General features: G+C 65.7%; 23 protein-coding genes. 16 read left to right on the forward strand and 7 right to left on the reverse strand.

Going from position 1 to position 26,590, the window contains the following annotated elements:
* Positions 1 to 220 precede the first annotated feature (220 nt).
* Both RhoFasB10_RS21390 and RhoFasB10_RS21395 read left to right on the forward strand, forming a co-directional pair.
* On the forward strand, positions 221 to 1,360 hold the full coding sequence (locus RhoFasB10_RS21390) for an XdhC/CoxI family protein (protein ID WP_068423815.1): 1,140 nt from the start codon (positions 221 to 223) through the stop codon (positions 1,358 to 1,360).
* 71 nt (positions 1,361 to 1,431) lie between these two features.
* Positions 1,432 to 3,462: a cytochrome c oxidase assembly protein gene (locus tag RhoFasB10_RS21395; protein ID WP_167678472.1), complete on the forward strand. Its 2,031-nt coding sequence runs from the start codon at positions 1,432 to 1,434 to the stop codon at positions 3,460 to 3,462.
* A gap of 1 nt (position 3,463) precedes the next feature.
* On the opposite strand, the gene RhoFasB10_RS21400 is transcribed toward RhoFasB10_RS21395, so the two are convergent.
* Positions 3,464 to 3,889, reverse strand: a complete 426-nt coding sequence (locus RhoFasB10_RS21400) for a MarR family transcriptional regulator (RefSeq protein ID WP_114331514.1) — start codon at positions 3,887 to 3,889, stop codon at positions 3,464 to 3,466.
* An 84-nt stretch (positions 3,890 to 3,973) separates the two neighbouring features.
* On the opposite strand from RhoFasB10_RS21400, the gene RhoFasB10_RS21405 reads away from it, so the two are divergent.
* From RhoFasB10_RS21405 to RhoFasB10_RS26500, 8 genes are all read left to right on the forward strand, one after another.
* Positions 3,974 to 5,803 carry an ABC transporter ATP-binding protein gene (locus tag RhoFasB10_RS21405; protein ID WP_167678474.1) on the forward strand — a complete coding sequence of 610 codons (1,830 nt, stop codon included), beginning with the start codon at positions 3,974 to 3,976 and terminating at the stop codon, positions 5,801 to 5,803.
* 37 nt (positions 5,804 to 5,840) lie between these two features.
* Positions 5,841 to 6,461 carry a YigZ family protein gene (locus tag RhoFasB10_RS21410; RefSeq protein WP_346764454.1) on the forward strand — a complete coding sequence of 207 codons (621 nt, stop codon included), beginning with the start codon at positions 5,841 to 5,843 and terminating at the stop codon, positions 6,459 to 6,461.
* A gap of 194 nt (positions 6,462 to 6,655) precedes the next feature.
* Complete coding sequence (locus RhoFasB10_RS21415) at positions 6,656 to 7,162, forward strand: single-stranded DNA-binding protein (protein WP_167678478.1); 507 nt, start codon at positions 6,656 to 6,658, stop codon at positions 7,160 to 7,162.
* A 124-nt stretch (positions 7,163 to 7,286) separates the two neighbouring features.
* Positions 7,287 to 8,966 carry an energy-dependent translational throttle protein EttA gene (gene ettA / locus RhoFasB10_RS21420; RefSeq protein WP_068423855.1) on the forward strand — a complete coding sequence of 560 codons (1,680 nt, stop codon included), beginning with the start codon at positions 7,287 to 7,289 and terminating at the stop codon, positions 8,964 to 8,966.
* Between the two features lie 5 nt (positions 8,967 to 8,971).
* Complete coding sequence (locus tag RhoFasB10_RS21425) at positions 8,972 to 9,397, forward strand: thioesterase family protein (RefSeq protein WP_084423646.1); 426 nt, start codon at positions 8,972 to 8,974, stop codon at positions 9,395 to 9,397.
* Between the two features lie 97 nt (positions 9,398 to 9,494).
* Entirely contained in the window at positions 9,495 to 14,324 is a 4,830-nt protein-coding gene (locus RhoFasB10_RS21430) for an NAD-glutamate dehydrogenase (RefSeq protein ID WP_068423808.1), read from the forward strand.
* A gap of 40 nt (positions 14,325 to 14,364) precedes the next feature.
* Entirely contained in the window at positions 14,365 to 14,829 is a 465-nt protein-coding gene (locus RhoFasB10_RS21435) for a thioesterase family protein (RefSeq protein WP_068423806.1), read from the forward strand.
* The gene (locus RhoFasB10_RS26500) at positions 14,822 to 15,508 is read left to right on the forward strand and encodes a hypothetical protein (protein WP_068423801.1); all 687 of its coding nucleotides are present in this window, start codon (positions 14,822 to 14,824) and stop codon (positions 15,506 to 15,508) included. The genes RhoFasB10_RS21435 and RhoFasB10_RS26500 overlap by 8 nt, the downstream gene beginning before the upstream one ends.
* Here RhoFasB10_RS26500 and RhoFasB10_RS21450 read toward each other — a convergent pair.
* The 4 genes from RhoFasB10_RS21450 to RhoFasB10_RS21465 form a co-directional block, all read right to left on the reverse strand.
* On the reverse strand, positions 15,481 to 16,407 hold the full coding sequence (locus RhoFasB10_RS21450; protein ID WP_068423797.1) for an EamA family transporter: 927 nt from the start codon (positions 16,405 to 16,407) through the stop codon (positions 15,481 to 15,483). The two genes, RhoFasB10_RS26500 and RhoFasB10_RS21450, sit on opposite strands and share 28 nt — an antisense overlap.
* Positions 16,395 to 17,981 carry a glycoside hydrolase family 13 protein gene (locus RhoFasB10_RS21455; RefSeq protein WP_068423793.1) on the reverse strand — a complete coding sequence of 529 codons (1,587 nt, stop codon included), beginning with the start codon at positions 17,979 to 17,981 and terminating at the stop codon, positions 16,395 to 16,397. Before RhoFasB10_RS21455 ends, RhoFasB10_RS21450 begins: the two co-directional genes overlap by 13 nt.
* A 66-nt stretch (positions 17,982 to 18,047) precedes the next feature.
* Positions 18,048 to 18,443 (reverse strand): globin, encoded by a 396-nt coding sequence (locus tag RhoFasB10_RS21460; RefSeq protein WP_068423791.1) that lies wholly within the window; start codon positions 18,441 to 18,443, stop codon positions 18,048 to 18,050.
* Positions 18,444 to 18,494: 51 nt separating this feature from the next.
* Positions 18,495 to 19,427, reverse strand: coding sequence for a mechanosensitive ion channel family protein (locus RhoFasB10_RS21465; protein WP_157105267.1), 933 nt, complete (start codon positions 19,425 to 19,427; stop codon positions 18,495 to 18,497).
* A 234-nt stretch (positions 19,428 to 19,661) separates the two neighbouring features.
* On the opposite strand from RhoFasB10_RS21465, the gene RhoFasB10_RS21470 reads away from it, so the two are divergent.
* From RhoFasB10_RS21470 to RhoFasB10_RS21480, 3 genes are read left to right on the forward strand one after another with little or no spacing between them, the layout of a single operon-like run.
* On the forward strand, positions 19,662 to 20,333 hold the full coding sequence (locus RhoFasB10_RS21470; protein WP_174551382.1) for an HNH endonuclease: 672 nt from the start codon (positions 19,662 to 19,664) through the stop codon (positions 20,331 to 20,333).
* 50 nt (positions 20,334 to 20,383) lie between these two features.
* Positions 20,384 to 20,635, forward strand: coding sequence for a hypothetical protein (locus tag RhoFasB10_RS21475; RefSeq protein ID WP_068423786.1), 252 nt, complete (start codon positions 20,384 to 20,386; stop codon positions 20,633 to 20,635).
* The gene (locus RhoFasB10_RS21480; protein ID WP_068423784.1) at positions 20,622 to 21,098 is read left to right on the forward strand and encodes a DUF5130 domain-containing protein; all 477 of its coding nucleotides are present in this window, start codon (positions 20,622 to 20,624) and stop codon (positions 21,096 to 21,098) included. The genes RhoFasB10_RS21475 and RhoFasB10_RS21480 overlap by 14 nt, the downstream gene beginning before the upstream one ends.
* Before the next feature lie 72 nt (positions 21,099 to 21,170).
* Here the strand turns inward: RhoFasB10_RS21480 and pepN are convergent, their stop codons facing one another.
* On the reverse strand, positions 21,171 to 23,744 hold the full coding sequence (pepN, locus tag RhoFasB10_RS21485) for an aminopeptidase N (RefSeq protein ID WP_157105260.1): 2,574 nt from the start codon (positions 23,742 to 23,744) through the stop codon (positions 21,171 to 21,173).
* Positions 23,745 to 23,899: 155 nt separating this feature from the next.
* Between pepN and RhoFasB10_RS21490 the strand changes: the two genes are divergently transcribed.
* Complete coding sequence (locus RhoFasB10_RS21490) at positions 23,900 to 24,523, forward strand: DsbA family protein (RefSeq protein WP_068423780.1); 624 nt, start codon at positions 23,900 to 23,902, stop codon at positions 24,521 to 24,523.
* A 63-nt stretch (positions 24,524 to 24,586) separates the two neighbouring features.
* Here the strand turns inward: RhoFasB10_RS21490 and RhoFasB10_RS21495 are convergent, their stop codons facing one another.
* Positions 24,587 to 25,264, reverse strand: coding sequence for a DUF429 domain-containing protein (locus RhoFasB10_RS21495; protein WP_254303463.1), 678 nt, complete (start codon positions 25,262 to 25,264; stop codon positions 24,587 to 24,589).
* Positions 25,265 to 25,280: 16 nt separating this feature from the next.
* Here RhoFasB10_RS21495 and RhoFasB10_RS21500 point away from each other — a divergent pair, with 16 nt between their 5' ends.
* A complete protein-coding gene (locus RhoFasB10_RS21500; protein WP_068423778.1) occupies positions 25,281 to 25,784 on the forward strand; it encodes a ribose-5-phosphate isomerase in 504 nt (167 codons plus the stop codon).
* A gap of 2 nt (positions 25,785 to 25,786) precedes the next feature.
* Positions 25,787 to 26,584, forward strand: coding sequence for a DNA-formamidopyrimidine glycosylase family protein (locus RhoFasB10_RS21505; RefSeq protein WP_068423776.1), 798 nt, complete (start codon positions 25,787 to 25,789; stop codon positions 26,582 to 26,584).
* Positions 26,585 to 26,590: the final 6 nt, after the last annotated feature.

Here is a 26,590-nt window from a genome sequence, read left to right on the forward strand (position 1 = left end):
AGCTGGTTCGAAGAGCTGTACTGACCAGCAGAAACAGTGAAAATTGGGGATCTGCTCGGACCTGGCTGGACCCCGTCGAATGGACTTCTAATCCCTTGGTCGCAGGTTCGAATCCTGCCGGGGGCACTTCAACTACACGCATTCTCCGTTTCGACTGCGCTCCGGGTGGGCATCAGTGTCGAGTTCGACAGTGCGACGACGTAGTCCGGAAGGGTGGCCGATGCGGGACGTCCTGGACGACTTGATCGCGATCTGGCGCGGTGGTGGGACCGCGGGGGTCGGCACCGTCGTGCGGACGTTCGAATCCGCTCCGCGTCCGGCGGGCGCCTCGATGGTCGTCGCACCCGACGGTTCCGTTCTGGGATCGGTGTCCGGCGGCTGCGTCGAAGGTGCGGTGTACGAGGTGGCGACGACGGCCACGACCACCGGTTCGCCCTCGTTGGAACGTTACGGGGTCAGCGACGACGATGCTTTCGCCGTCGGTCTCACGTGCGGGGGAGTGCTCGACGTGTTCGTCGAACCGGTCTCGCGCACAACGTTTCCCGAACTCGGTACGGTCGCGAACGCCGTCGCCGCGGATCAGCCGGTCGCTGTCGCCACGATCATCGCGCATCCCGACCCGGACCGAGTAGGCATGCACCTCGTCGTGCGCGAGGCCCACGCGAACGGATCGCTCGGGTCCGAGAGGACGAACAACGCCGTCGTGGACGACGCTCGGGGACTGCTCGCGACGGGTGCCTCGGCCGTGCTGAGTTACGGGCCCGACGGTGAACGCCTCGGCGACGGGATGGACGTCTTCGTGGCGAGTTACGCGCCGCGCCCGCGCATGCTCGTGTTCGGCGCGATCGACTTCGCGGCCGCCGTCGCCGAACAGGGCGCGTTCCTCGGTTACCGCGTCACGGTCTGCGATGCGCGCGCGGTGTTCGCGACGCGCGCACGCTTCCCCTCCGCGGAGGAGGTGGTGGTCGATTGGCCGCATCGCTATCTCGACGCGCAGATCTCGACAGGCGCGGTGGATCGGCGAACCGTCGTGTGCGTGCTGACTCACGACCCGAAGTTCGACATCCCGTTGCTCGCTCGTGCTCTGCGGCACCGAGAGTTCGCCTACGTCGGGGCGATGGGTTCGCGTCGTACCCACGACGACCGCGTGGCGCGACTGAGGGACGAGGGGGTGACGGACGCGCAGCTGGCCGGACTGTCGAGCCCGATCGGACTCGATCTCGGCGCGCGTACCCCGCAGGAAACGGCGGTGTCGATCGCCGCGGAGATCGTCGCACGTCGGTGGGGCGGGTCCGGCGAGCCACTCGCGACGCGGCACGGCCGGATCCACCACGATTCGGCCGTGGCGCACGACACATGAACTACGACAGTGCGTAGCAGATCCGGGCGCTGGCTATCGACGCACTTCAGGGACGTCTTACTCTGGACTGCATGGCAGCACCCGAAGTAGCACCCGCCGAACCGTCGTCGACCCCGAAAGCACAGTCGTCGACGTCCGTGTTCGCGACGGCAGGTGCGATCGCTGCCGTGGTGGCCGCGCTCGTCGTCACGTTGTCGGCGTCCGACGCGTTGGTGTTGCTCGGCATCCCGGATCCGGGTCCTGCCACGATCTACGGACTTCCGGCCGTGCGCGCTGCGGGAGAGATCGCCGCGTCGATCGCGATCGGGTCGTTCCTACTCGCGGCCTTCCTCGTGCCCCCACAGAAGAACGGTGTGCTCGACGTCGGCGGTTACCGGGCCGTGCGTACGGGCTCGATCGCTGCGATCGTGTGGGCGGCATGCGCAGTCGTGCTGGTGCCACTGACGCTGTCGGACACTTCCGGTCAGCCGTTCCTCGTCGCACTGCAACCCGACAATCTGTGGGTTGCGCTCGATCAGGTCGAGATCGCCAGTGCGTGGCGATGGACGGCGATCCTGGCCGTCCTGCTCGCGATCGCGTCGAGGGCGGTACTGCGCTGGTCGTGGACCCCGCTGCTGCTGGTGTTCGCGCTCGGCACGGTGATGCCCATCGCGGTGACGGGTCACTCGTCGTCGGGTGGGTCGCACGACGTCGCCACGAACAGCTTGATTCTGCATCTCGTCGCCGCGACGTTGTGGGCGGGTGGATTGTTCGCGGTACTGGCGCATGCCCGACGCGCGGGTGCACATACCGACGTCGCCGCCCGCAGGTTCTCCGCGGTCGCCACGGTCTGCTTCGTCGTCATGGGCGTCAGCGGTGTCATCAACGCGCTGGTCCGAGTTTCGGTCTCGGACCTGTTCACCACCACGTACGGACTGCTCGTGGTCGGCAAGATCGTCGCGCTGATCGTCCTCGGATTCTTCGGGTGGATTCAGCGTCGACGCTCACTGCCCGCCCTCGTCGCGGACCCGCAGTCGCGCGGCGCACTGGTCCGCTTCGCCGGAGGCGAGGTCCTGATCTTCGCGGCGACGATCGGACTCGCCGTCGGACTTGGTCGGACACCTCCGCCGGCGAACATCGACCCGAATCTGTCGTTGACGGAGGCCGCACTGGGATACGACCTGGACGGGCCCCCGACGTTCGCTCGTCTCGCCCTCGACTGGCGCTTCGATCTGATCTTCGGCACGGCGTCGATCGTGTTGGCCGTCGTCTACCTGCTGGGCGTCCGACGCCTTCGCCGACGCGGCGACACGTGGCCGATGGGCCGCACGGCCGCATTCCTGCTCGGCTGTCTGACGATGCTGATCGGCACGTCGTCGGGCGTCGGTAAGTATTCGCCCGCGGTGTTCAGCGTGCACATGGGCGGACACATGGCGCTGTCGATGTTGGCTCCGGTGTTGCTCGCCCTCGGTGGTGCGTTGACGCTCGCGCTGCGCGCGCTGCCGGCAGCAGGCAAGGACGGTATCCCTGGTCCGCGCGAATGGCTGCTGCAGGCACTGCACAGCCCGGTCTCGCGGTTCCTGACGCATCCCATCGTCGCGGCAGCGCTGTTCGTCGGCGGCTTCTACGCGCTGTACCTCGGCGGAATCTTCGACGCGATTCTGGACAACCACTCGGCGCATCTGCTGATGAACGCCCACTTCATCCTCAGTGGCTATCTCTTCTACTGGGTCGTGATCGGTGTCGATCCGTCGCCGCGCCGCATCGAGCCCATAACCAAGTTGGCCATGGTGTTCGGGTCGCTGCCGTTCCACGCGTTCTTCGGTGTGGCACTCATGAGCATGAACACCGTGCTGGGCGGCTGGTACTACCGAACACTGGGGCTGGACTGGAACGGCGACCTGATCGGCGACCAGCGACTCGGGGGAGGAATCGCCTGGGCCACCGGCGAAATCCCACTCGTCCTCGTCATGCTGGCGTTGCTCATCCAGTGGTCGCGGAGCGACGATCGCAACGCCAAACGCGTCGACCGCGCCGCCGAGCGGGACCACGACGCGGACCTTGCCGCGCACAACGCCATGTTCGCCGAGTTGGCGCGTCGGGACCGCGAAGCAGGACTCTGAGTCACGCAGACGCGGTGACTTTCGCAAGCAACCGCGCGAGTTCGACGCGTTCGGCGGGTTCGAGCCCGTCGAACACCAGGGCCGCGACGTCGCGACGCGCGGCGTCGATCGCCTGAAGGCGCCTGCGTCCGTCGTCGGTGAGCTCGACCAGCACTGCGCGCCGATCCGCGGGGTCGGGCGCACGGACGACGAGTTCGGCCTGTTCCAGCGAGTCGACGATGTCGGTGGCCGACCGCGCGACGATGCGCAACCGGTCGGCGAGTGCGCGCAGCCGGACCGGCTTCTCTTCGCGGGCGAGAACGTGCAGCGCGCGACTCTGCGACGGGTTCAGACCGAACGGCTCCAGCGCGTTCATGTGTGTATGGCGGATGCGCCGGGCAACGGCCATGAACGAGTCCGCGAGATTCGGTGTCTCCTCCGGGTGCATGTCCGACAGCATAGCGAGCGTTGCCTGCAACCTCTTATTGAGGTAACCTCTCCAATATGTTGCTCGATCATCAGGGAGGTCTACTTGGTAAGCCCACAAACACATTCGACGTCCGCCGCCCCTGATCGCGGCTCATCCGACACGGCCCCGGTCGGACGAGTCCTCGGCCTATTCCGCCCCTATCGGTTCCGCATCGCGGTCGTCTCCGCAATCATCGTCTTCAGCGCAGTCGTCGCCCTGGCGTCGCCGCTACTGCTCCGCGAACTGCTCGATCACGCCATTCCCGATCGCGACGTCACACTCGTCACGCTGATCGCAGCAGGCATGATCGCGGTCGCAGTCGTCACCAATGTTCTCGGCGTCGCACAGACCTGGATGTCCAACGGCGTCGGACAGAAACTCATGCACGACCTCCGCGTGGCGGTCTACGGCCATCTGCAGAAGCAGTCCCTCGGGTTCTTCGCGAGAACTCGCACCGGGGAGGTGCAGTCGCGTATCGCCAACGACATCGGCGGCATGCAATCGGTCGTCACCAACACCGCGACGTCGATAGCGCAGAACGCGACGACGGTCGTGGCCACGGTCGTCGCCCTGTTCCTGCTGGATTGGCGCCTCGCGCTGTTCTCGCTCATGATCCTGCCCGTCTTCGTGCGCATCGCCCGGCGCATCGGCAACGAGCGTCGAAAGATCTCGGGAACACGTCAGAAGTTGTTGAGCGAGTTGACAGTGCAGATCGAGGAATCACTGTCGGTCAGCGGGATTCTGCTCGGCAAGACCACCGGCTCCGGCGCAGTGTTGACCGAGCAGTTCGCAGACCGATCCGGCAAGGTCGCCGATATCGAACTCTCGGCGATGATGGCAGGCAAATGGCGGATGGCCAGCATACAGATCAGCTTCGCGGTCATGCCGGCGCTCGTCTACTGGTTCGCCGGACTCACGATCGGGCACGGCAGCACGCTGAGCGTCGGCACGCTCGTCGCATTCACGACGCTGCAGACTCAACTCTTCCGTCCGACCATGCAACTGCTGAGCACCGGCGTCGACGTACAGTCCTCGCTCGCGCTGTTCGGTCGCGTCTTCGAGTACCTCGACCTGCCGATCGACATCGACGAGCCACAGACTCCGAAAGTGCTCGACAAGAACGAGATTCAAGGCGACGTGGCGTTCGACCACGTCCACTTCTCCTACGCCGGTGCGACGCGGCCGACGCTCGTCGACATCGACCTGGACGTCCCGGCCGGCTCCACTCTGGCGCTGGTCGGAGCGACCGGATCCGGGAAGACGACGCTCGGCTATCTGACCGCACGTCTGCACGATCCCGACGCCGGTGCCATCACGATCGACGGCGTCGACCTGCGTGACATGAGCACTGCGACGGTCGCCGAGCTGGTGGGAGTGGTGTCGCAGGAGACGTACCTGTTCCACGCCACGATTCGCGAGAACCTGCGGTTCGCGAAGCCCGATGCGACCGACGACGAGATCGAACAGGCAGCCAGGATCGCGCAGATCCACGAATTCATCGAGGGCCTGGACGACGGGTACGACACGGTCGTCGGCGAACGGGGTTACCGCTTCTCGGGAGGTGAGAAGCAACGACTGTCCATCGCGCGCACGGTTCTTCGCAACCCGCCGATCCTGATTCTCGACGAGGCCACCAGTGCGCTGGACAACTCGACCGAACGTGCGCTGCAAGACGCATTGGAAAGTCTGATGACCGGACGCACCACGATTCTGATCGCCCACCGCCTGTCGACCGTGCGCACGGCCGACCGTATCGCCGTGCTCGATCACGGCCGCGTACTCGAATCCGGAACGCACGCCGAACTCCTCGCCGCGCGCGGGCCCTACTTCGAGCTGGCTCGGACGTCCGATGCCGCGATCGACCGCGAATTCGACGACGAACAGGCCGCGTAGAGTTCTCTGTTCTACAGTGAGAAGGAACGGAGTGGTCGTGGTGCGCACGGTGGCGTCGGCGGTGCGTGCCGAAGTGGAGATCAAGAAGTCGCGGTTCATCGCGATCGTCGCCCGTGCGGCCTCCGAAACGGAAGCGCGCGCGGTGATCGCGTCGAGGCGAAGCGCCGAACCTGCTGCGCGACATCATTGTTCGGCGTTCGTGTACGGAGACGTGCACCGAGTCGAGAGGTCGAGCGACGACGGTGAACCGGGCGGAACCGCGGGCACTCCGATGCTCGACGTTCTGCGCGGACACGACCTGACCAACGTCGTTGCCGTCGTGACGCGGTACTTCGGGGGAACGAAGCTGGGCACCGGTGGCCTGACGCGGGCGTACGGGGGAGCGGTCGCGGAGGCTCTCGGCGGTGCGTCGTTCCTGTACCGACACCGGCGAACGCTGATGCGCATCGAACTGCCGCATACCGATGCGGGGCGCGTCGAATCCGAGCTGAGGCGTCGCGACGTGGATGTCGTGTCCGTCGAGTACGGCGCTTCGGCCCTGCTGACCGTGGCCGTCGCCGATACCGCGGAATTCGACGCGACCCTGGCGGATCTGACGGCGGGGACCGTGACGTCCGAACGGCTCGGAGAAACGTACGTCGAAACGTCCGCTCCGTAGCAGCGGACACCGACACGTTCGTCGCCGGTGAGCCCGAGACGGCCTCGTTCGTCCACAACGCGCGCTTTATCCCCAGGGTTGTTCGTTCGCCCAGCTCGAACCCACGATTCGACGTCACCCGTGCCGCACAGTGTTCCCATCGGCCCGGCGATGCCGACCGAGACCAGCGAATCCGATTCCAAGGGGGACAGTCGATGTACGAAGCACAGTGCGCGGTGGTGGGAACCGTCATCACACATCCGGTCAAGCGACAGACCGCGAGCGGGGAGCAGGTTCTGAGCTTCCGGATGGCGAGCAATGCCAGGCGGCAGAACCGCACCACAGGGGAGTGGACGGACGGGGGCACGTTGTACTTGACGGTCACATGCTGGCGCAGGCTGGTCACGGGCGTCGGTGCGTCGCTGATGAATGGTGACCCGGTGGTCGCCTACGGCCAGCTCCGAACCAACGAGTACACGACGAGAGAAGGCGTCGAACGCGCGGATCTCGAGATGACCGCGAGCGCAGTCGGGCCCGATCTCTCGCGCTGCGTCGTCGAGGTCGATCGGAGGCGAGCCGCGGCGAAACTCGTCGAGCAGGATGGTTCCGAGGACGCCGTCGAGCCGGATCGAGGCGACGAGGACGAGTACGACGAGCAGGATCCGACCGATCCGGGAACGGAGTTCTCCGACACGCACGACGCCGTCACCGCGGCAGTCTGACCGATGCGTCCGGGCATGCGCCTCGGGGCCGTCGCGCAGCGCATGTCCGGTGCGTCGCACCGTTCCCGACGACGGAGAACGGTCGATGGTGTTCGACGGCCGTTCCACCGATAAGCTGGCGCACATGGCGGAATTCATCTACACCATGAAGAAGGTGCGCAAGGCGCACGGCGACAAGGTCATCCTCGACGACGTCACGATGAGTTTCTACCCGGGAGCGAAGATCGGCGTCGTCGGCCCCAACGGCGCCGGTAAGTCAAGCATCCTCAAGATCATGGCCGGTATCGATCAGCCCGGCAACGGCGAGGCGTTCCTCGCGCCCGGCGCTTCGGTCGGCATCCTGATGCAGGAACCGGAACTCGACGACGCCAAGACCGTTCGCGAGAACGTCGAAGACGGCCTCGGCGACACGATGGTGCAGCTCAAGCGGTACAACGAGATCGCCGAGCTGATGGCCACCGACTACTCGGACGAGCTCATGGAAGAGATGGGCGAACTGCAGGAGAAGCTCGACCACGCCGACGCGTGGGAAATCGACTCCCAGCTCGAGCAGGCGATGGACGCGCTGCGCTGCCCGCCGCCGGAGTCTCCCGTCACCAACCTCTCCGGTGGTGAGAAGCGACGTGTCGCGCTGTGCAAGCTGCTACTGAGCAAGCCAGACCTGCTCCTTCTCGACGAACCGACCAACCACCTCGACGCGGAATCCGTTCTGTGGCTCGAGCAGCACCTGGCGGCGTACCAGGGTGCCATTCTCGCCGTCACCCACGACCGGTACTTCCTCGATCACGTCGCACAGTGGATCGCCGAGGTCGACCGTGGACACCTGTACCCGTACGAGGGCAACTACTCGACCTACCTCGAGAAGAAAGCCGAACGTCTCGAGGTCGCGGGCAAGAAGGACCAGAAGCTGCAGAAGCGCCTCAAGGACGAACTCGCATGGGTTCGTTCCGGTGCGAAGGCTCGGCAGGCGAAGAACAAGGCTCGTCTCGACCGATACGACGAGATGGTCGCCGAGGCGGAGAAGACCAGGAAGTTGGACTTCGACGAGATCCAGATCCCCGCGCCTCCGCGCCTGGGTGACGTGGTCGTCGAGGTCTCGCACCTCGACAAGGGCTTCGACGGCCGTGTCCTGATCAAGGACCTGTCGTTCACGCTGCCGCGCAACGGCATCGTCGGCGTCATCGGCCCCAACGGTGTCGGTAAGACCACGCTGTTCAAGACCATCGTCGGGCTCGAGGAGCCGGACGGCGGCGAGGTCAAGGTCGGTCAGACGGTCAAGCTCAGCTACGTCGACCAGAACCGTGCGGGTATCGACCCGAAGAAGACCGTATGGGAGACGGTGTCCGACGGCCTCGACTTCATCACCGTCGGAAACCAGGAGTTCCCGTCGCGCGCCTACATCAGTTCGTTCGGTTTCAAGGGGCACGACCAGCAGAAGCCGTCGGGCGTGCTGTCCGGTGGTGAGCGCAACCGCCTGAACCTGGCGATGACGCTGAAGCAGGGCGGAAACCTGATCCTGCTCGACGAGCCGACCAACGACCTCGACGTCGAGACGCTCGGTTCGCTCGAGAACGCGCTGCAGGAGTTCCCGGGTTGTGCCGTGGTCATCTCCCACGACCGCTGGTTCCTGGACCGGACGTGCACGCACATCCTTGCCTGGGAGGGTGGTTTCGGTGACAACGAGGCAGCCTGGTACTGGTACGAAGGCAACTTCGAGGGCTACGAGGCGAACAAGATCGAGCGCCTCGGACCCGACGCGGCCCGTCCGCACCGCGTCACGCACCGCAAGCTGACCAGGGACTGACGCTCTTGTCGAAGACATTCGAGTATTCACTGCAGGTTCGGTGGAGCGACTCGGATCGACTCGGGCACGTCAACAACACGCGGTTCGTCGAATATCTGCAGGAAGCTCGGGCGCACTTCATCACCGAACTCCTGACGGAGACAGTGGGGAGCAGGGGGACGACGGTCGTGCGCAGGCTGGCCGTCGACTTCCTGCGTCCCCTCTTCGACGACTCGGGGCCGCTGTCGATCGAGGTGACGATTTCGAGTATCGGCACGACGTCCTTCGGCGTCCGGCATCTGGTCCGGGACGCCGAGGGCGCGCTGTGCGCCGAGGCGGAAGCACTCATGGTGATGTTCGACCTGTCGTCGCAGTCGTCTCGGCCGATCACCGACTTGGAAAGAGCCGCGTTCACCGAGTACCTGCTCGACGTCCCGGCCACCTCGACGTAGTCCGCGTACCCCGTGAGAGACGTCGATCCCCGATAGGGTCATGTGAGGCGACGACGCGGTCGCCGGAGATTCCTGTTCGAGGGAGTGGTTGAAACAGATGCCGAACTCGGCTGACACGACGGACACGGACCGACCGACCGGACTACCCGAGAAGTTGGTGACCACACTGCCGGAGGTGGAGGCCGCGTATCTCGCGCACGTCGACACCGACGACTCGACTGGGACGGTCGTCCGGTCGAATCGGCAGATGGTGCTGGCCCACCTTCGATCGGCAGCACACCGATCCTCCGGGATCGCGGTCGTGCAGTTGAATCGGCCCGATGCCGGCGCCGAGGACGGCGGTGGCTTCTATCTGCAGATCGTCACCGACGACATGCCCTTGCTCGTCGAATCGGTCGTGTCGCAGCTCGGTCGGCTCGGTGTCGACGTCCTCGAGGTCGTGCATCCTATTCTGTCGGTGACGCGGGACGACGACGGCAACTTGCTGACGGTCGGTCAAGGCAACGGCACCGCGCCCTCCGGAACTATTCGCGAGTCGTGGATGCACCTGCAGCTGGGCCCGTCTGTCGACGACGAGACGCTCGACAGTCTGGAGTCGGCTGTCGCGGAAGTGCTGTCCGATGTGCGTGAGGTCGTCGAGGACACCGACGACATGCGTCTCGCACAGAGCTCGGTCGCGAGCGCACTCGACGAACTCGCGGACCGGGAGAGCCGGCCCGACGGCGGTCAGCTCCGCGACGCGGCGAATCTGCTTCGATGGCTCGCCGACGGCCACTACACGTTGCTCGGATACCGCCGTTACCGCGCGGGCGAAGCGTCGACGAACGAGCTCGGTCTCGGAGTGCTTCGGTCGGACAACGCGCTCGGATCGGATCTGCCTCCCGAGGCGGGTCGAAACGAGTTGCTGACGCTGACACAGGGGTCGAGACCGGCAACGGTGCATCGCGCGGTATACCCGTACTTCGTGACCGTGTTCGACAGGGCCACACCGGAACTCGGCGAACACCGGTTCGTCGGCGTCTTCACGGTGACGGCATTGCACGAGAACGTCCTCGACATCCCGGTGATCGAACGTCGGGTGCGGTCGGTGATCGACCGTGCCGGATACGATCTCGGCTCGTTCTCCGGCCAAGCCATGCTCGAAGTGATGCAGTCCATGCCGCGTTCGGAGCTGTTCGCGACGAGTGAGGACGTGCTCTTCGACACCGCGTCTGCCGTCATGGCGATCGGCAGGCGTCGTCGCGTCAAGGTGTTTCTGCGTGAGGACTCGGACGGTGCATTCGTGTCCGCGCTCGTCTATCTGCCCCGCGACCGGTACACGACGCGTGTGCGTCTGGCGATCCAGGATTGCCTGCTGCGTGAACTCGGCGGCTCCAGCATCGACTACACCGCTCGTGTCACCGAATCCGCCCTTGCTCTGCTGCACGTGACGGTGCGTCGCGCTTCCGGGGAATCGGTCCACGCCGACCTGTCACCGGACAACATCGCCCACATCGAATCGCTCCTCACCCGAACCATCCGGACGTGGGAAGACGGCCTCGCCGAGGCAGTGACGCGGGACGGTGCCGTGGACCCTGTACTCGCAACGCGGTACGCCGACGCGTTGCCGGAGGCGTACAAGCAGGATTTCGGTCCCGAGCGGGCGGTGTCCGATATTGCTCGCCTCGGTGCGCTCGCCGACGGCGGCATCGACATGCAGCTGTATCGGGATGCCGATTCCGACGTGGGATCGTGGCGTTTCAGCCTGTACATCGGTGGGCGTGGAGTCTCGCTGAGTCAGGTCCTGCCGATTCTGCAGAGTCTCGGCGTCGAGGTCGACGACGAGCGGCCGTACCCGGTCGTTCGCCCGGATGGAATCCAGTGCTGGATATACGATTTCGGTGTGTCGGCGTCGCGCGAGATGCTGTCCGGCGCCATCGATGGCGACCTCGACGCCGAACTGCACACCGCGGGTGATCCCCAGACCGAAAGCCGTGTGCAGATTCGTTTCACCGACGCGTTCAGCGCCGTGTGGCACGGACGAGCCGAAGCGGACCGGTTCAACGAGCTCGTCATGCGGGCGGGACTGACGTGGCGTCAAGCGGTCATACTTCGCGCATACGCGAAGTACCTGCGACAGGCCAACTTCCCGTACAGCCAGTACGCCATCGAGGGCGTTCTGCTCGCACACCCGCGGACGGCGGGACTGTTGGTGGCACTGTTCGAATCGCAGTTCGATCCCGATGTCGCACAACGTCGCTCCGACGAGTTGATCACCGAGCTTCGTTCCCTGATCGACCAGGTCATCAGCCTCGACGCGGACCGAGTTCTTCGGTCGATCTTCGAGTTGATACGTGCCACGCTGCGGACGAATTTCTACGTGCTCGACGACGCGGGCGATGCGCGAGAATTCTTGTCGCTCAAGTTCGATCCGCAGGAGATCGCCGAACTGCCGAAGCCCCGGCCGAAGTTCGAGATCTTCGTCTACTCGCCGCGGGTCGAGGGTGTGCACCTGCGATTCGGCGAGGTGGCGCGAGGAGGGCTGCGGTGGTCCGATCGCCGCGAGGATTTCCGTACCGAGATACTCGGGCTGGCCAAGGCGCAGATGGTCAAGAACGCCGTCATTGTCCCGGTGGGCGCGAAAGGCGGGTTCGTCGTGAAGCGGCCGCCCACGCCGTCGGGTGACGCTGCGGCGGATCGCAAGGCGACCGCCGACGAGGGCCAGGCATGCTATCGCGTGTTCGTCGCGGGACTGCTGGACGTGACCGACAATCTCGACCGCGCCAGCGGCGCGGTCGTGCCACCCGACCGGGTCGTGCGTCGCGACGGCGACGACACCTATCTCGTCGTCGCCGCCGACAAGGGAACCGCGACGTTCTCCGATTTCGCCAACGAGGTTGCGGCCGAATACGATTTCTGGCTCGGCGACGCGTTCGCGTCCGGTGGGTCGGCCGGCTACGACCACAAGGCCATGGGTATCACCGCCAAGGGTGCGTGGGAGAGCGTCAAACGTCATTTCCGTGAGCTCGGGATCGACACGCAGACACAGGATTTCACGGTCGTCGGCGTCGGCGACATGAGTGGCGACGTGTTCGGGAACGGCATGTTGCTCAGCCGACACATCGGACTGCTCGCCGCGTTCGACCACCGCCACATCTTCCTCGACCCGAATCCCGACCGTGCGGCGTCGTTCGCCGAGCGCGAGCGGCTGTTCGCGTTGCCCAGGTCGTCGTGGGCGGACTACGACAAATCGCTGATCTCGGAGGGCGGTGGGGTGTACGAGCGGACGGTCAAATCGATCCCGATCAGTGAGCCCGTCCGCGAGGCGCTCGGGCTCGACGACGATACGACGGCCTTGTCGCCGCCCGATCTGATGCGCGCGATCCTCACCGCGCCTGCGGACCTGCTGTGGAACGGCGGAATCGGCACCTACATCAAGGCGTCGAGCGAGTCGAACGCGGACGTGGGGGACAAGTCGAACGACGCGGTGCGCGTCAACGGTCGCGACCTGCGGGCCACGGTCGTCGGCGAGGGAGGAAACCTCGGCGCCACCGCGCTCGGCCGCATCGAATACGACATGGCGGGTGGGCGAATCAACACCGACGCCGTCGACAACTCGGCCGGTGTGGACTGTTCGGACCACGAGGTCAACATCAAGATCCTGCTCGAATCGGCAATCGCCGACGGCAAGCTTGCGCGCGAGGACCGCGATGAGCTGCTCGCGTCGATGACCGACGAAGTCGGCCGACTCGTGTTGTGGGACAACATCATGCAGAACGAGCTACTCGGTACCTCGCGGGCCGATGCGCCCGCGCTGTTGTCCGTGCACCGACGCGTCATCGAAGATCTGGAGGAGCGACGGGGCCTCGACCGCGAGTTGGAGGCGTTGCCGAGCGAAGCAGACTTCCGTCGTCGGAAGCAGGACGGCCGCGGACTGACGTCTCCCGAGCTCGCGACGCTCATGGCTCACGTCAAGCTCACACTCGAAAGCGATCTGCTCGCAAGCGAACTCGTGGACAGCGACGTCTTCGCATCGAAGCTGCCCGCGTACTTCCCGGCACCGCTGCGCGAGCCGTACGCGAGCGAGATCACCTCGCACCCTCTGCGGCGGCAATTGGTGGCGACCATGTTGACGAACGAGACCGTGGACCGAGGCGGTATCACGTTCGTCTACCGCCTCGCCGAGGATGCCGGTGCGTCCGGCACGGATGCCGTGCGCGCCTATGCCGCGGCCACCGAAATCTTCGATCTCGAGACTCTGTGGCAGGACATTCGCAACGCGCCGATTTCCACCGCGACCGCCGACGAGCTGATGCTCGAGTCGCGGCGGGTGCTCGACCGGGTGGCACGCTGGCTGTTGGCGAACCGCCCGCAACCGCTCGCCGTCGGAGCCGAGATCAGCAGGTACGCAGGCACGGTCGCGCGGCTACGCGATTCGATCGGGCGGTGGATCGACGGCCACCGGGCCGGTGAACTCGCCGGTCGGGTCGAGGAATCGGTGAAGAGCGGCGCACCGAGGGAGTTGGCGGTCCCGGTCTACCGACTCCTCGACATCTACTGCCTGCTGGACATCGCCGACGTAGCCGACATCACCGAGAACGAGCCCGAAGAGGTCGCCGAACTGTACTTCGCGCTCGACGCGCACATCGGCATCAACTGGTTGCTGACGTCGGTGTCCGGTCTGGCGCGAGGCGATCGCTGGCATTCGTTGGCGCGCTTGGCCCTTCGCGACGACTTGTACTCGTCGTTGCGCGCGATCACGAAAGAGGTTCTGCTGGGCGGTGAACCGCACGAGAGCCCTGCCGAGAAGATCGCCGAGTGGGAGGCGACCAATTCGTCGCGTCTGACGAGGGCGCGGACCGCGCTCGGTGAGATCGCCGACTCGGGAACACTCGATCTCGCGACGCTGTCGGTGGCGGCACGACAGGTACGCAGTATGGTGCCGTGACCGGATTCGAGCAGAACTACCAGCAAAGGACGGCCCGAGAGTGAGTGTGCCCGACGCCCATCTGTCCGAGGAGTTGCAGCCGAGCGAACGCATCGGTTTCCACACCACCGTCGAGGTGCGGTGGTCGGACATGGATGTCTACCAACACATCAACCACGCACGCATGGTGACGTTGCTCGAAGAGGCGCGCATTCCGTGGCTGCTGGTGGACGGCAGGCCCACCGCGAATCTTCGGCACGGAGCCGTCATCGCGGACCTGCACGTGAAGTATCGCGGGCAGTTGCGGCACGAGGACGGGCCGCTCGACGTGTTCATGTGGGTCGACAAGGTCAGAGCGGTCGATTTCGTCGTCGGCTACGAGGTCCGCGCGAGGGGCAAGTCCCTCGACACTCCCGCGTCGATCGTCGCGTCGACGCAGATCGCCGCGTTCGACATCGACACGCAACGCCTGCGGCGGCTGACCGGACCCGAGCGTGCCTACCTGGAGAGCTGGCGACGTGTTTGAGCGACGGCTCACGGTGCCGGACGTCGTCGAACGCGAGAACTTGACGGCGTTTCTCGGAAAGGCCGTTCGGCTCGACGAGGCTGCGGTGGTTCGGCTACGGATGCGCGCCGACGGTCGACTGTCGGTCTGGGCGACAACAGGTTTCGACGCGCTGGCGGTTCGGGTCGTCGACGGGACCATCGTGCCGGACGACACGTCGGCCGGTGCCGACGGCCTGCTCACCGCGCTGGCGTCCGCGACGTCGGGAGAAATCGACCCGGGGTTCTCGATGGACTCGGCCTGGCGTGGTGCCCTGCCGCCCGACCACGGTTTCGAGCACGTCGACGACGTGCCCGCGCGCGTGTTGATCGATCTCGCACAGCGCGGCGCCGCGTTGGCGAAACAACACGGCAGCAGCCACGGTCCGCCGGTGTCGCTCCTGGACCAGGACGTGCTGCACGTCGAAGGGCCTACAGGAGACGTGTCGATCGCGATGCGCACCGTGTTCGCGCTCACCGCCATGGGCTTCGTGCCTGCCACCGGGCAAGACCCGATGACCGCCGACATCGATCTGTCCCGGATCGCGTCCGACGAACGCGTGCGGGTGCGCGCGACCGCGGTGTGGCTACGCCTCGACGCGCGGTTCGGGTCGGTGTTCAGCCGACGCGGTAATCAGTTGTCGCTCAGCGTCGAACGCTGAGACTGCCGCCGCACGTCGACGGCCAGCAGGATCAGAGCGGACGCGACCACTGCCATGCCGATCCCGGCGAGTACCGTCGGCGATTCTCCGAGGACGACGATGCCGAGCAACGCGGCGACGACGGGTTCCGCCAACGTGAGTGTGGCCACGGTGGCGGGCGGCAGCGCGCTCAATCCGATGCCGAACAGCAGATAAGCCACGACCGTCGGAATCAGCGCCAGGTACAGCACCACCGCGAGCCCAGGCGCCGAATCCAGCCCGCCGGGCCAGCGCAGGACGAGCACGGGCAGCAGTACGACGGCTCCCACGGCGAACATCTGCGCCATGGCCGCGTCGGGTCGCGTCCCCGAGGCGATGATCCTCGACCCGGCGACCGTGTAGATCGCGTAGCCGACACCCGCGGACAGTGCCGCGAGCGCGCCGAACACCATGTGGGATGCGTCGTCGGGGTCGGAACCGGTGACGAGGAGCATCATCCCGGCCACGGCCAGCGTCGTCGACGCGAACCAGACCGGTCCCGGTCGGGTTCGGTCGACGAGGGACTGCAGGACGCCGGTGAATGCCGGACCCGATCCGAGCGCGATCATGGTGCCCGCGGCGACACCCGCCATCTGTACGCCCGAAAAGAATCCGACCTGATAGACGGCGACCCCGACGCCGCCGATCAGGACGCGTCGCACGCCGGCGGACGACGTTGCTCCGAAGCCGCCGCGCAGCCACGCCAACGGCACCAGCACGAGGCCCGCGAGAGCGATGCGCGCGCTTCCGACCGCGAGAGGATCGAGGTCGACGCCGGCCGAGGAGGAGCCGAGCGCCTGGGCGGTCCCGGTGGTCCCGAACAGGGCAGCCGCGGCGAGGACGGCCGACAGGCCTGCAACGCCTGGCGTCAGACGAGCCACGCCGCCGCGTCGGCTGGGAGCTGACCGTCGACGAGGGGTGCGCTCGACATCAGCAGCTCGCCCGGAGGCAGCGGGATGGGTGCGTTCGTGGCGTTCAACGCGCAGATGAGCCCGCCTCGTCGCCGGAACGCGATGCACCCGGACGGGCTCCCGTACCAGTCCACCTCCGAACCGGTGAATTCGGGACGCAGTCCGCGCAGTTCGATCGCCGCGCGGTAGAGGCTGAGCATCGAGTCGACGTCCTCCAGCTGTGCCTCGACGGTCGACGACGCCCACTCCGGTGGCATCGGAAGCCAGGTCTCGGCGGATGTGCTGAAGCCGAACGGCGGTGCGGTTCCTTCCCAGGGGACCGGAACGCGGCACCCGTCGCGTCCGCGCTCGGCGTGGCCGGATCGCTCCCACACGGGGTCCTGCAGAACCTCGTCGGGGAGATCGACGTTCGGCAATCCGAGCTCTGCGCCGTTGTAGACGAACACGGCTCCAGGCAGTGCGAGCTCGAGAAGGATCATCGCCCGTGCGCGTCTCGTGCCGCGCTCGCCACCGCCGTAGCGAGTGACCTCACGCGCGATGTCGTGGTTGGACAACGCCCAGGTGGGGGTACCGTCGACCCGATCGACCGCGTCGATGGAATTCGTGACCGCGTCGCGAATGTCGGCTGCGTCGAAACGCGCCTCGGCCAGACGGAAATTGAAGCCGAGATGCAGTTCGTCGGGCCGAATGTAGTCGCCGAAGCGGACGTTGTCCTGCACCCAGATCTCGCCGATCGTCGTCGTACCCGGATACTCGTCCATCACCTTGCGAATGCCGCGGTGGATCTCGTGGACCGCGTCGTTGTCGAACCGAGGATCGTCGTCGTCGTTCCGCATCAACGCGTTGCCCTCGAGGTTCATGTCGAGGAGCTCGTCCGGCTTGGCCATTCCGTGCGCGACGTCGATGCGGAATCCGTCGATGCCGCGATCGAGCCAGAACCGCAGTGTCGTGGACAGATCTTCGACGACCTCCGGGTTGTTCCAGTTCAGGTCCGGCTGTTCCTTCGCGAAAATGTGCAGATACCACTGGCCCGGCGAACCGTCGGGATTCTCGACGCGAGTCCACGCGGGCCCGCCGAAGATGGACGGCCAGTTGTTCGGTGGCTGGGAGCCGCCCGGACCCGACCCGTCTCGGAAGATGTACCGCGCCCGCTCGGGACTGCCGGGCGCCGACTCGAGCGCGTTCACGAACCATGGATGCTGCTCACTCGTGTGGTTGGGGACCAGGTCCATCGTGACCTTGATGTCGCGGCTGTGCGCTTCCGCGATCAGCGCATCCATGACGTCCAGGTCGCCGAACAGCGGATCGATCGCGCGAGGGTCGGAGACGTCGTACCCGTGATCTGCCATCGGGGAGCGCATGACCGGGCTGAGCCAGATGGCGTCGACACCCAGCAGCTCGAGGTACCCCAGACGGTCGCGGACGCCGCCGAGATCACCTACACCGTCGCCGTTCGAATCGGAGAACGAACGAGGATAGATCTGATAGAAGATCGCGTTCTTCCACCATGTGGTGTCGGTCGCGTGTTCGTTCGGGTCGGTCACGACTGTCAAGTCTGCCAAATGGGACACGGTCACTCGACTCAGGGACGGCGCGCCGCACGAGTGGTGTCAGATCGGCGAATTCACCATCGAGTTGGCGGCCATGTCCATGTAATCGACGAGCTGAGCGCGGTGTGCGTCGTCCAGCACCGAACGGTCGATGGAGTCGATCGCGACGTACATGCACCGCAGCCACGCGTCGCGCTCCATCGGGCCGATACGGAACGGAGAGTGCCTCATGCGCAGTCGGGGGTGGCCGCGCTCGTCGGAGTACGTGCGCGGCCCGCCCCAATACTGTTCGAGGAACATTCGCATGCGTCGTTCGGCGGGTCCGAGATCTTCTTCCGGGTACAACGGGCGAACGATCTCGTCCTTCGCCACTTCCTCGTAGAACTTGGCGGTCAGCTTGTGAAAGGTGTCCGCACCGCCGACCGCGTCGTAGAACGTCTGCTGCGGTTCGGTCATGTCAGTGCTTCTCTCCGTGTTCGGTGGGACGTGCATTCGGGTCCAGTATCGCTACTTCGACAGGTCGGGGACGAATCCGCCCGCTCGACCTTCCGGATACGGCGCCCGGACGCCCGCGTTCTCGAACGCCTGGAGGATTTCTCGGTGCATTCCGCGCTGCACGGCCCACTGACGTCCCGGACGCGTCTTGACGGTGATGCGAATGGTCACGGTGTCGGCGCTGACGGCGTTGACACCCAGCATCTCGGGTGCGCCGAGCAGGTCTTCTTCGAAGACGTTCGACTCCACGACGTCCAGTGCTGCCTTCTCCGCGACCTCGCACGCCTCGTCGACGTTGGCAGTGTGCGCGACCGGTAGATCGAGAACGGCGACGGCGAAGCCCTGGCTCATGTTGCCGACGCGCAGCACTTCTCCGTTTCGGCAGTACCAGACGGTGCCGTTGACGTCACGAACCGTCGTCACGCGTAGACCGACGCTCTCGACAGTGCCGATCGCTTCGCCGAGGTCGACGACGTCACCCACGCCGTACTGGTCTTCGAGGAGCATGAAGATGCCCGACAGGAAGTCACGAACGAGGTTCTGGGCACCGAAACCGAGGGCGACGCCGACGATGCCCGCGGAGGCGATGAAGGGTGCGACGTTCACTCCGACGACGTCGAGCACCGACAGGACGAACCAGGTGAGGATCACGACGGACACGCCGGACTTCATCACCGACCCGATGGTCGTGGCTCGTTGCCTGCGCCGTTCGGACAGGATGGTTCCCTGCAGCGACGTCGCCGCACGCTCACGCAGCGGGCGAAGCAGCAGTGGCGGCTTGGAGGAGTCGCTCGAGCTCCGACGCGTGAAGCGGTCGATGAGCTTGTGCAATACGAGTCGAAGGACGATCGCGAGAGCTACGTAGCCCGCGATTTGCAAAGGCCTGTCCACCAGCCAGTCCCGACCGGTTTCCGTCAATTCGAATGCTCGCGAGTCCAATGACAAGGCGGTGATGGATGAACGTGGATTCGGATCGATTGGAGACACCTGGAGAGTCTACGGACGGCGCGAGATCTCGCCACCCGCGTCGGCGACGGCTCCTCGTTCGCCCGGAATTCACCGATCCGCAATCGTTCGATCCGCAAAAAGAGGTGTGCGCGCAGGTCGGATTCGTGTTCCACTGTTCCTCGTGTTCCGCGCAAGCCATGCGCGGGCGCCGACTGCTCTGGGAGACCACCCATGAAGAAGAAGCAACACCACCGACAACTTCCGCCCACTGATGCCTACGAGACCGCAGACCAGCGGCTACGGACATCAGGGGCGAATGCTCTACACGTAGTCCCTCCCGACGGTTCCGCCGGGCATTCCCATATGGCGGAGGACGTCGTGCCCGCCTGGGTCAAACGACGGGTTCTGCTTCTCAACGCCACGTTCGAGCCTCTCACCGCGCTTCCGATGCGCCGAGCCGTCGTGCTCCTGGTGTGTGACAAGGCCGACGTCATTCATGACGATCCCGAAGGGCCGTTCATCCGATCCGCGGATTTCTCGGTCCAGGTTCCGTCCGTCATTCGTCTCCGGACGTTCGTCAGGGTTCCGTATCGCGCCCGGGTTCCGATGACCCGAGCCGCGCTCATGCATCGCGATCGCTTCCGGTGTGCGTATTGCGGCGGGAAGGCCGAGACGGTCGATCACGTCGTACCCCGTAGTCGCGGGGGAGGCCATTCGTGGGAGAACTGCGTCGCATGCTGTGCCCCGTGCAATCACCGCAAAGCGGACAAATTGCTCAGTGAGCTGGGATGGACGTTACGCGCACAGCTCGTGCCTCCGAAGGGCCCACACTGGCGGCTGCTCGCCAGCACCAAGGAACTCGATCCCTCGTGGCTTGCTTATCTGGGTGAAGGCGCAGCCTGACGGCCACCCGCCGTCGCTCTGCCGGGAAAAATGGACTAACGTCACACCCCGTGAGCATTCTCGAGACCTTGCTGATATTCGGGGTGATCCCGCTTGCGATCGTCGGGATCATCGGCGCGTTGTCCTACGTTGCAGCCAAGCAGCCGGGCCTGGACATCACGCCCTACCGGTTGACCGACAAGTGGACACGTGGCCCTGTGCTGTGGAGCGCGACCGACGAGGTGACCCCGCACGGCGGTGGCCACGGATCGCACGCGTCCGCAGTCGATTCGATCGGAGGTTCGGCAAGTGGCAAGTGGTGAACTGACACGCACTCATGTCGACGAGAGCGACCTGCCCTACGGCGCAGCGCTGACGTCGAGCGGCCGCATCTCGGCGGTGCACGAATTCGGAAAGCCGAACCCCGAGCACCTGCCGTTCGCGACGCAGGACCTCGTGGCCCTCGACGACGCCCTCACCGAAGCGACGCGTGCAACGCAGATTCGCTTCAACGTCTTCGTCGGAGACCTCGGCGCCAACCCCGCACTCGGAGCGAACGAGGTGTTCCCCGGAACCCCCGACGCCATCCGATCGGTGCTCGTCGCAGTCGACCCCGACAACAAGGCCATCGAGATCCGGACCGGCCGGCGCGTGTCCGACCGCGCGACGGACCGCGTCGCCCAGCTCGGCATCACGGCAGCGATCGGGCCGTTCCGCGACGGCAACCTGATCGACGGGCTCGTCAGCTCGATCCGCGTCATGGCTGCGGCGATCGTCAGCCCGTAACAACCTCTGCTCGCTACGACAGCGCCCCCGGGATATCCCGGGGGCGCTGTCTGCGTCGATGGACCCCGAGGGTCAGCTCGCGTCGAAGCGACGCGCCTTCAGCGACCGCACGATTCCGGCGCGTCCCTCGATGACGAGGCGACGCAACGCAGGCGGCAGATCACCGTCCAGGAATCGGTCCGCGGCCGCCACCGACTCGTCGCTGATCGACCACGACGGGTACAGGCCCACGACGACGGTCTGCGCGACCTCGCTCGACCGACGTGCCCAGACACCCGAGATGGCCTCGAAGTAGCGATCGACGAACGGCTCGAGCAGTGCGGACTGTCCCGGTCCGGCGAACCCGCCGATGATCGAGCGCGCAGTGATGTTCGGAACCGAATCGTCGTCGACGACAGTCGCCCATACCTGGTTCTTGACCTCGGCATCGGGACGAGCCGCGCGAGCGGCCGCAGCCGAACGGGCGCCTGCGGCGGTGTTGTCGCGGGCTGCTTCGGCGTCGATGACGGGTGACGCCGAGCCGCCGGAGTCGATCGCGCCCGCTCCGGCCAGAGCGGTGACGATTCTCCACCGCAGATCGGTGTCGACGTCGAGTCCGGCCAGACCCTGACCGGCGGCGTCGCCGTCGAGCAGGTCCTTCAGCACGTCGACGTGGCGGTCGGCCAGCACCGAACCGGTGAGTGAGTTGACGAACGCCAGCTGATGATCGGATCCGGCGTCTGCCGCGCGAGCCAGTTCGAGCAACGCGTCGGCGAACTCGGGCTGCCCGGTGGTCTCGGCCCAGTGCGGATCGGCGTAGCTGTTGATCGCCGTCTGTGCCTGCAGCAACAGACGCTGCACGACGCCGACCTCGGTCTCCGCGGCGATGCCACGCTGGACGAGCGCGACGAAATCGCGTGCCTTCATCTCGGCCTGACGCGTCATCTCCCAGGCGGCCGACCACGCGAGCGTCCGGGGGAGCGGATCGACGATGTCACCGATGCGCGTGATCAGAGTGTCGAGCGACTCCGAATCGAGACGCACCGAGCAGTACGTCAGGTCGTCGTCGTTGACGAGAACCAGTTTGCCGCGCGAGACGCCGACCAACTCGGCGATCTCGGTGCTCTCGGCCGCGTCGAGATCGAGTTCGACGCGCTTCGTGCGGACGAGCTTTCCGCCCTCGTCGTCGTAGATTCCGACGGCGATACGGTGCACGCGTCGCTCACCGGCGCCCGGTTCCGCACCGCCCTGTACGACGGCGAAGCGCGTGAAGTTGCCGGCGTCGTCGACGTCGAAGTCGGGGCTCAAGGTGTTGAGGCCGGTCGTGCGGAGCCACTGGTTGCCCCAGTCGGACAGATCGCGTCCCGACGACTTCTCCAGCGCCGACAGCAGGTCCGAGAACGTCGCGTTTCCGAAGGCGTGATCGACGAAGTACGCACGGAGGCCGGCCAGGAAATCGTCCTTGCCGACGTACGCGACGAGCTGCTTGAGAACGCTGGCGCCCTTGGCGTACGTGATGCCGTCGAAGTTGACCTCGACTGCGGCGAGGTCGGGGATGTCCGCGGCGATGGGGTGTGTGGACGGCAGCTGATCCTGCCGGTACGCCCATGACTTCTCGACGTTGGCGAACGTCGTCCACGCGTTGGTGTACTCGGTGGCCTCCGCCTGGCACAGCACGGACGCGAACGTCGCGAAGGACTCGTTGAGCCACAGGTCGTCCCACCACCGCATGGTCACGAGGTCGCCGAACCACATGTGGGCCATCTCGTGCAGCACCGTTTCGGCGCGCCGTTCGTACGAGTAGCGCGTCACCTTGGACCTGAAGACGTAGTCCTCGAGGAAGGTCACCGCCCCTGCGTTCTCCATCGCACCGGCATTGAATTCCGGGACGAACAGCTGGTCGTACTTGCCGAAGGCGTACGGGGTGCCGAAGTTGGCGTGGTAGAAGCCGAATCCCTGCTTGGTCTCGGTGAACAGTCGCTCGGCATCCATGTGCTCGGCGAGCGAGGCGCGGCAGTAGATGCCGAGGGGGATGGTGCCGTGGTCGTCGCTGTAGGAGTCGGTCCACTCCGCGTACGGACCTGCGATCAGCGCGACGAGGTAGGTGCTCATGAGCGGCGTCGTGTCGAAGACGTGTTCACCCGCGGCCGGTTCGGCGGCGTGCGCGGAGTTCGAGATGATCTTCCAGCTCTCGGGCGCGGTGACCTTCAGATCGAAGGTGGCCTTCAGGTCCGGCTGATCGAAGCACGCGAACATCCGTTTGGCGTCGGCCGTCTCGAACTGGGTGTACAGGTACACCGAGCAGTCGGAGGGGTCGACGAACCGATGCAGTCCCTCACCGGTGTTCGAATAGACGCACTCGGCATCGACTATCAGCTCGTTCTTCTCGGCGAGGTCGGTCAGCGCGATACCGGTCTCTTCGTCGTAGGACGAGATGTCGAGGTCGACGCCGTTGAGCGTGGCGGAGCGGATGCTGTCGGCGACGATGTCGACGAAGCTCGACGAGCCGGGCGTCGCGGAGAACTGGATCGTCGTCGTCGACAGGAACGTCTTCTCGCTGGGGTTGCCTGCGCCGTCGGTGAGATCGAGAACTATCGAATAGGTGGGGTCGCCGAGGACGGACGCGCGCGTCGCGGCCTGGTCGCGAGTCAGGTTGGGAGCAACCACGTTGTGTAGGCACCTTCTCGAGTAGGGAAACGATGGATGCCACCATCCCATCACGTTCCTGTTGCGGCATGCTGGTCAAGGGAGGGCATGGAATTGTTCGGCGCCGTCCGCAGTTGCGTGTTCTCGTAGTGGCTACGAACCCTTGGACGAAGGAGATGGACGTGACCGACAGTGCACAGAAGGACACCGCCGACTTTTGGTTCGACCCGCTGTGCCCCTGGTGCTGGATCACCTCGCGATGGATTCTCGAGGTCCAGCAGGTTCGCGACATCGACGTGAACTTCCATGTCATGTCGCTCGCAGTGCTGAACGAGGGACGTGACCTACCCGAGCAGTACGCGGACCTGATGAAGAAGGGCTGGGGACCCGTCCGCGTCGCGATCGCAGCCGCGCAGGAGAAGGGCGACGAGATCCTCCCGGCCCTGTACACGGCAATGGGCACTCGGATCCACAACGAAGGCAACAAGGACTTCACCGAGGTCGTCGAACAGTCGCTCGCCGAGGTCGGTTTGCCTGCCGAGCTCGCCGAGGCTGCCGACAGCACCGACTACGACGAGGCCCTCCGCACGAGTCACCATGCCGGCATGGACAAGGTGGGCGACGACGTCGGAACGCCGACGATCCACGTCAACGGAGTCGCGTTCTTCGGGCCGGTTCTGTCGCGTATTCCGCGCGGCGAAGAGGCAGGCAAATTGTGGGACGCGTCGGTGATCTTCGCGTCGTACCCGCACTTCTTCGAGCTCAAGCGCACGCGCCACGAGGATCCCGAGTTCGATTAGGCGGCTTCGCCGCTCGTGCGTGCGAATGTATACCCCGCTATACATTCGCACGCACGAGTTCCATCAGGCGACGATGCGATCCGTCGCAACGACGGTTCCGAACACCCGGTGCTCGCCGCGGCTGAACCGCCACGCCGACCACGCGGCCGCCGCTGCGTCCACGGCGTCGTCGACGACGGGACCGACGGGCAACTGCGCGAGACCGGCGGCCAGTTCTCGGAGATCGAGCCAGGTTCCGAGGGCGGCCAGTCTCTGTCCCGCTCCGCGTGCCGACTTCTTCGACACGAACACCGTGTCCGGCGCCATCATCCGAAACGCGCACTCGGGATGCACCTCGACGACGCGTTCGACGTCGAAAGTCGCTGCATTCCACGCCCGCACCCCGGCCATCAGGTACCACGTCTGCTTGCTGATCGCCTTGCCTGTGAGGGACCGAGAGATTGCGCACGCGTTCTCGTACGAATCGGTGTCGAGGACGGCGCGCACCGGCGTGTGAAAGATCGACGAACGCGCCGGCCCGAGGAATGCTCTTGCCTCGGATTCGCTTACGCGGACGCCCTTCTCGGGCATCGACAACGGCATGTCCACACCCACGGCCGAACAGTCTTCCGTCGCGCGCAGAACCTCGTCCACGTCGGCGGCCACGGACCACTCGACGCGTCGCCCGTCGTACCGGGCGACCACCCACTCACCCTTGGCGCCGTCCACTCCGGCGACCGCGTTCCCCGCGCGCACATCCACCTGTCAGACTCTAGGCATGCGCGTATACCTGGGTGCCGACCATGCCGGACTCGAGTTCAAGAACCAGATCATCGAACACCTGACGAAGACCGGGCACGAGCCCGTCGATTGTGGTGCTTTCGAATACGACCCCGTCGACGACTACCCGGCGTTCTGCATCGACGCAGCCCGCCGCGTGGTGGCCGATCCCGGCAGCCGCGGCTTGGTGCTCGGTGGTTCCGGCAACGGCGAGCAGATCGCCGCGAACAAGGTTCCCGGCGCTCGCTGCGCGCTGGCGTGGAGCGTCGAGACGGCCACACTCGCCCGCGAGCACAACGACGCCCAGCTGATCGGCATCGGCGGACGCATGCACACGTTGCCGGAGGCCCTCGCGATCGTCGACGCGTTCCTCGGTACTCCGTTCTCCGGCGAGGAGCGTCACCAACGACGCATCGACATCCTGTCCGAGTACGAGCGCTCGGGTGACGCTCCCGACGTGCCCGGCGGCCAGAAGTTCGACGGTTCGTCGACGCCTGCGTAACTGTGCCGGAAGGGCATACCCTGCACCGCCTGGCGCGGTTGCACGGGCGACGGTTCGGCGGGGCACCGGTCGCGGTGAGCAGTCCTCAGGGACGGTTCACCTCCGGTGCCGCGCTCGTCGACGGACTCGTGCTCGAGAAGGCCGAGGCCTGGGGCAAGCATCTGCTGCACCACTACGAGTCCGATCTGATCGTGCACATCCACCTCGGCTTGTACGGCAAGTTCACCGAACATGCTGTGCCGCTTGCCGATCCGGTCGGTGCAGTCCGAATGCGGATGGTGGGCGACGAGTACGGAACCGACCTCCGTGGTCCGACGGCCTGCGAGATCTACACCGAGCAGCAGGTCGAGAACCTGAAAGCTCGACTCGGGCCCGACCCGATCAGGAAGGATGCCGATCCCGACAAGGCGTGGGCTCGAATTTCCAAGTCCCGCACCGCCATCGGCGGCTTGTTGATGGATCAGAAGGTCCTCGCAGGCGTCGGAAACGTCTACCGGGCCGAGATCCTGTTCCGTCACGAGATCAACCCGATGCGGCCGGGGAAGGACGTCGACCGGTCCGAATGGGACGCGCTCTGGATCGACCTCGTCGACTTGATGAAAATCGGTGTGCGACGCGGAAAGATCATCACGATCCGTCCCGAGGACGATCACGGGGAAGCGGGCTACGGACCGAAACGGCCCCGCACCTACGTGTATCGCAGGGCGGGGCGTCCGTGTCGAATCTGTGGAACCGAAATTCTGCATTCGGTTATGCAGGGGCGAAACTTGTTCTGGTGTCCGGTCTGTCAAGCCAACTAGCTGTAG

This window comes from Rhodococcus sp. B10, assembly GCF_011770055.1.
Taxonomy (GTDB): Bacteria; Actinomycetota; Actinomycetes; order Mycobacteriales; family Mycobacteriaceae; genus Rhodococcoides; species Rhodococcoides kyotonensis_B.

What these genes read in the sequence shown, in the direction of transcription:
- RhoFasB10_RS21390 (WP_068423815.1), top strand. Translation starts at nt 221, where the DNA reads ATGCGGGACGTCCTGGACGACTTGATCGCGATCTGGCGCGGTGGTGGG.
- RhoFasB10_RS21395 (WP_167678472.1), top strand. Translation starts at nt 1,432, where the DNA reads ATGGCAGCACCCGAAGTAGCACCCGCCGAACCGTCGTCGACCCCGAAA.
- RhoFasB10_RS21400 (WP_114331514.1), bottom strand. Translation starts at nt 3,889, where the DNA reads ATGCACCCGGAGGAGACACCGAATCTCGCGGACTCGTTCATGGCCGTT.
- RhoFasB10_RS21415 (WP_167678478.1), top strand. Translation starts at nt 6,656, where the DNA reads ATGTACGAAGCACAGTGCGCGGTGGTGGGAACCGTCATCACACATCCG.
- ettA (WP_068423855.1), top strand. Translation starts at nt 7,287, where the DNA reads ATGGCGGAATTCATCTACACCATGAAGAAGGTGCGCAAGGCGCACGGC.
- RhoFasB10_RS21430 (WP_068423808.1), top strand. Translation starts at nt 9,495, where the DNA reads ATGCCGAACTCGGCTGACACGACGGACACGGACCGACCGACCGGACTA.
- RhoFasB10_RS21460 (WP_068423791.1), bottom strand. Translation starts at nt 18,443, where the DNA reads ATGACCGAACCGCAGCAGACGTTCTACGACGCGGTCGGCGGTGCGGAC.
- RhoFasB10_RS21470 (WP_174551382.1), top strand. Translation starts at nt 19,662, where the DNA reads ATGAAGAAGAAGCAACACCACCGACAACTTCCGCCCACTGATGCCTAC.
- RhoFasB10_RS21490 (WP_068423780.1), top strand. Translation starts at nt 23,900, where the DNA reads ATGGACGTGACCGACAGTGCACAGAAGGACACCGCCGACTTTTGGTTC.
- RhoFasB10_RS21500 (WP_068423778.1), top strand. Translation starts at nt 25,281, where the DNA reads ATGCGCGTATACCTGGGTGCCGACCATGCCGGACTCGAGTTCAAGAAC.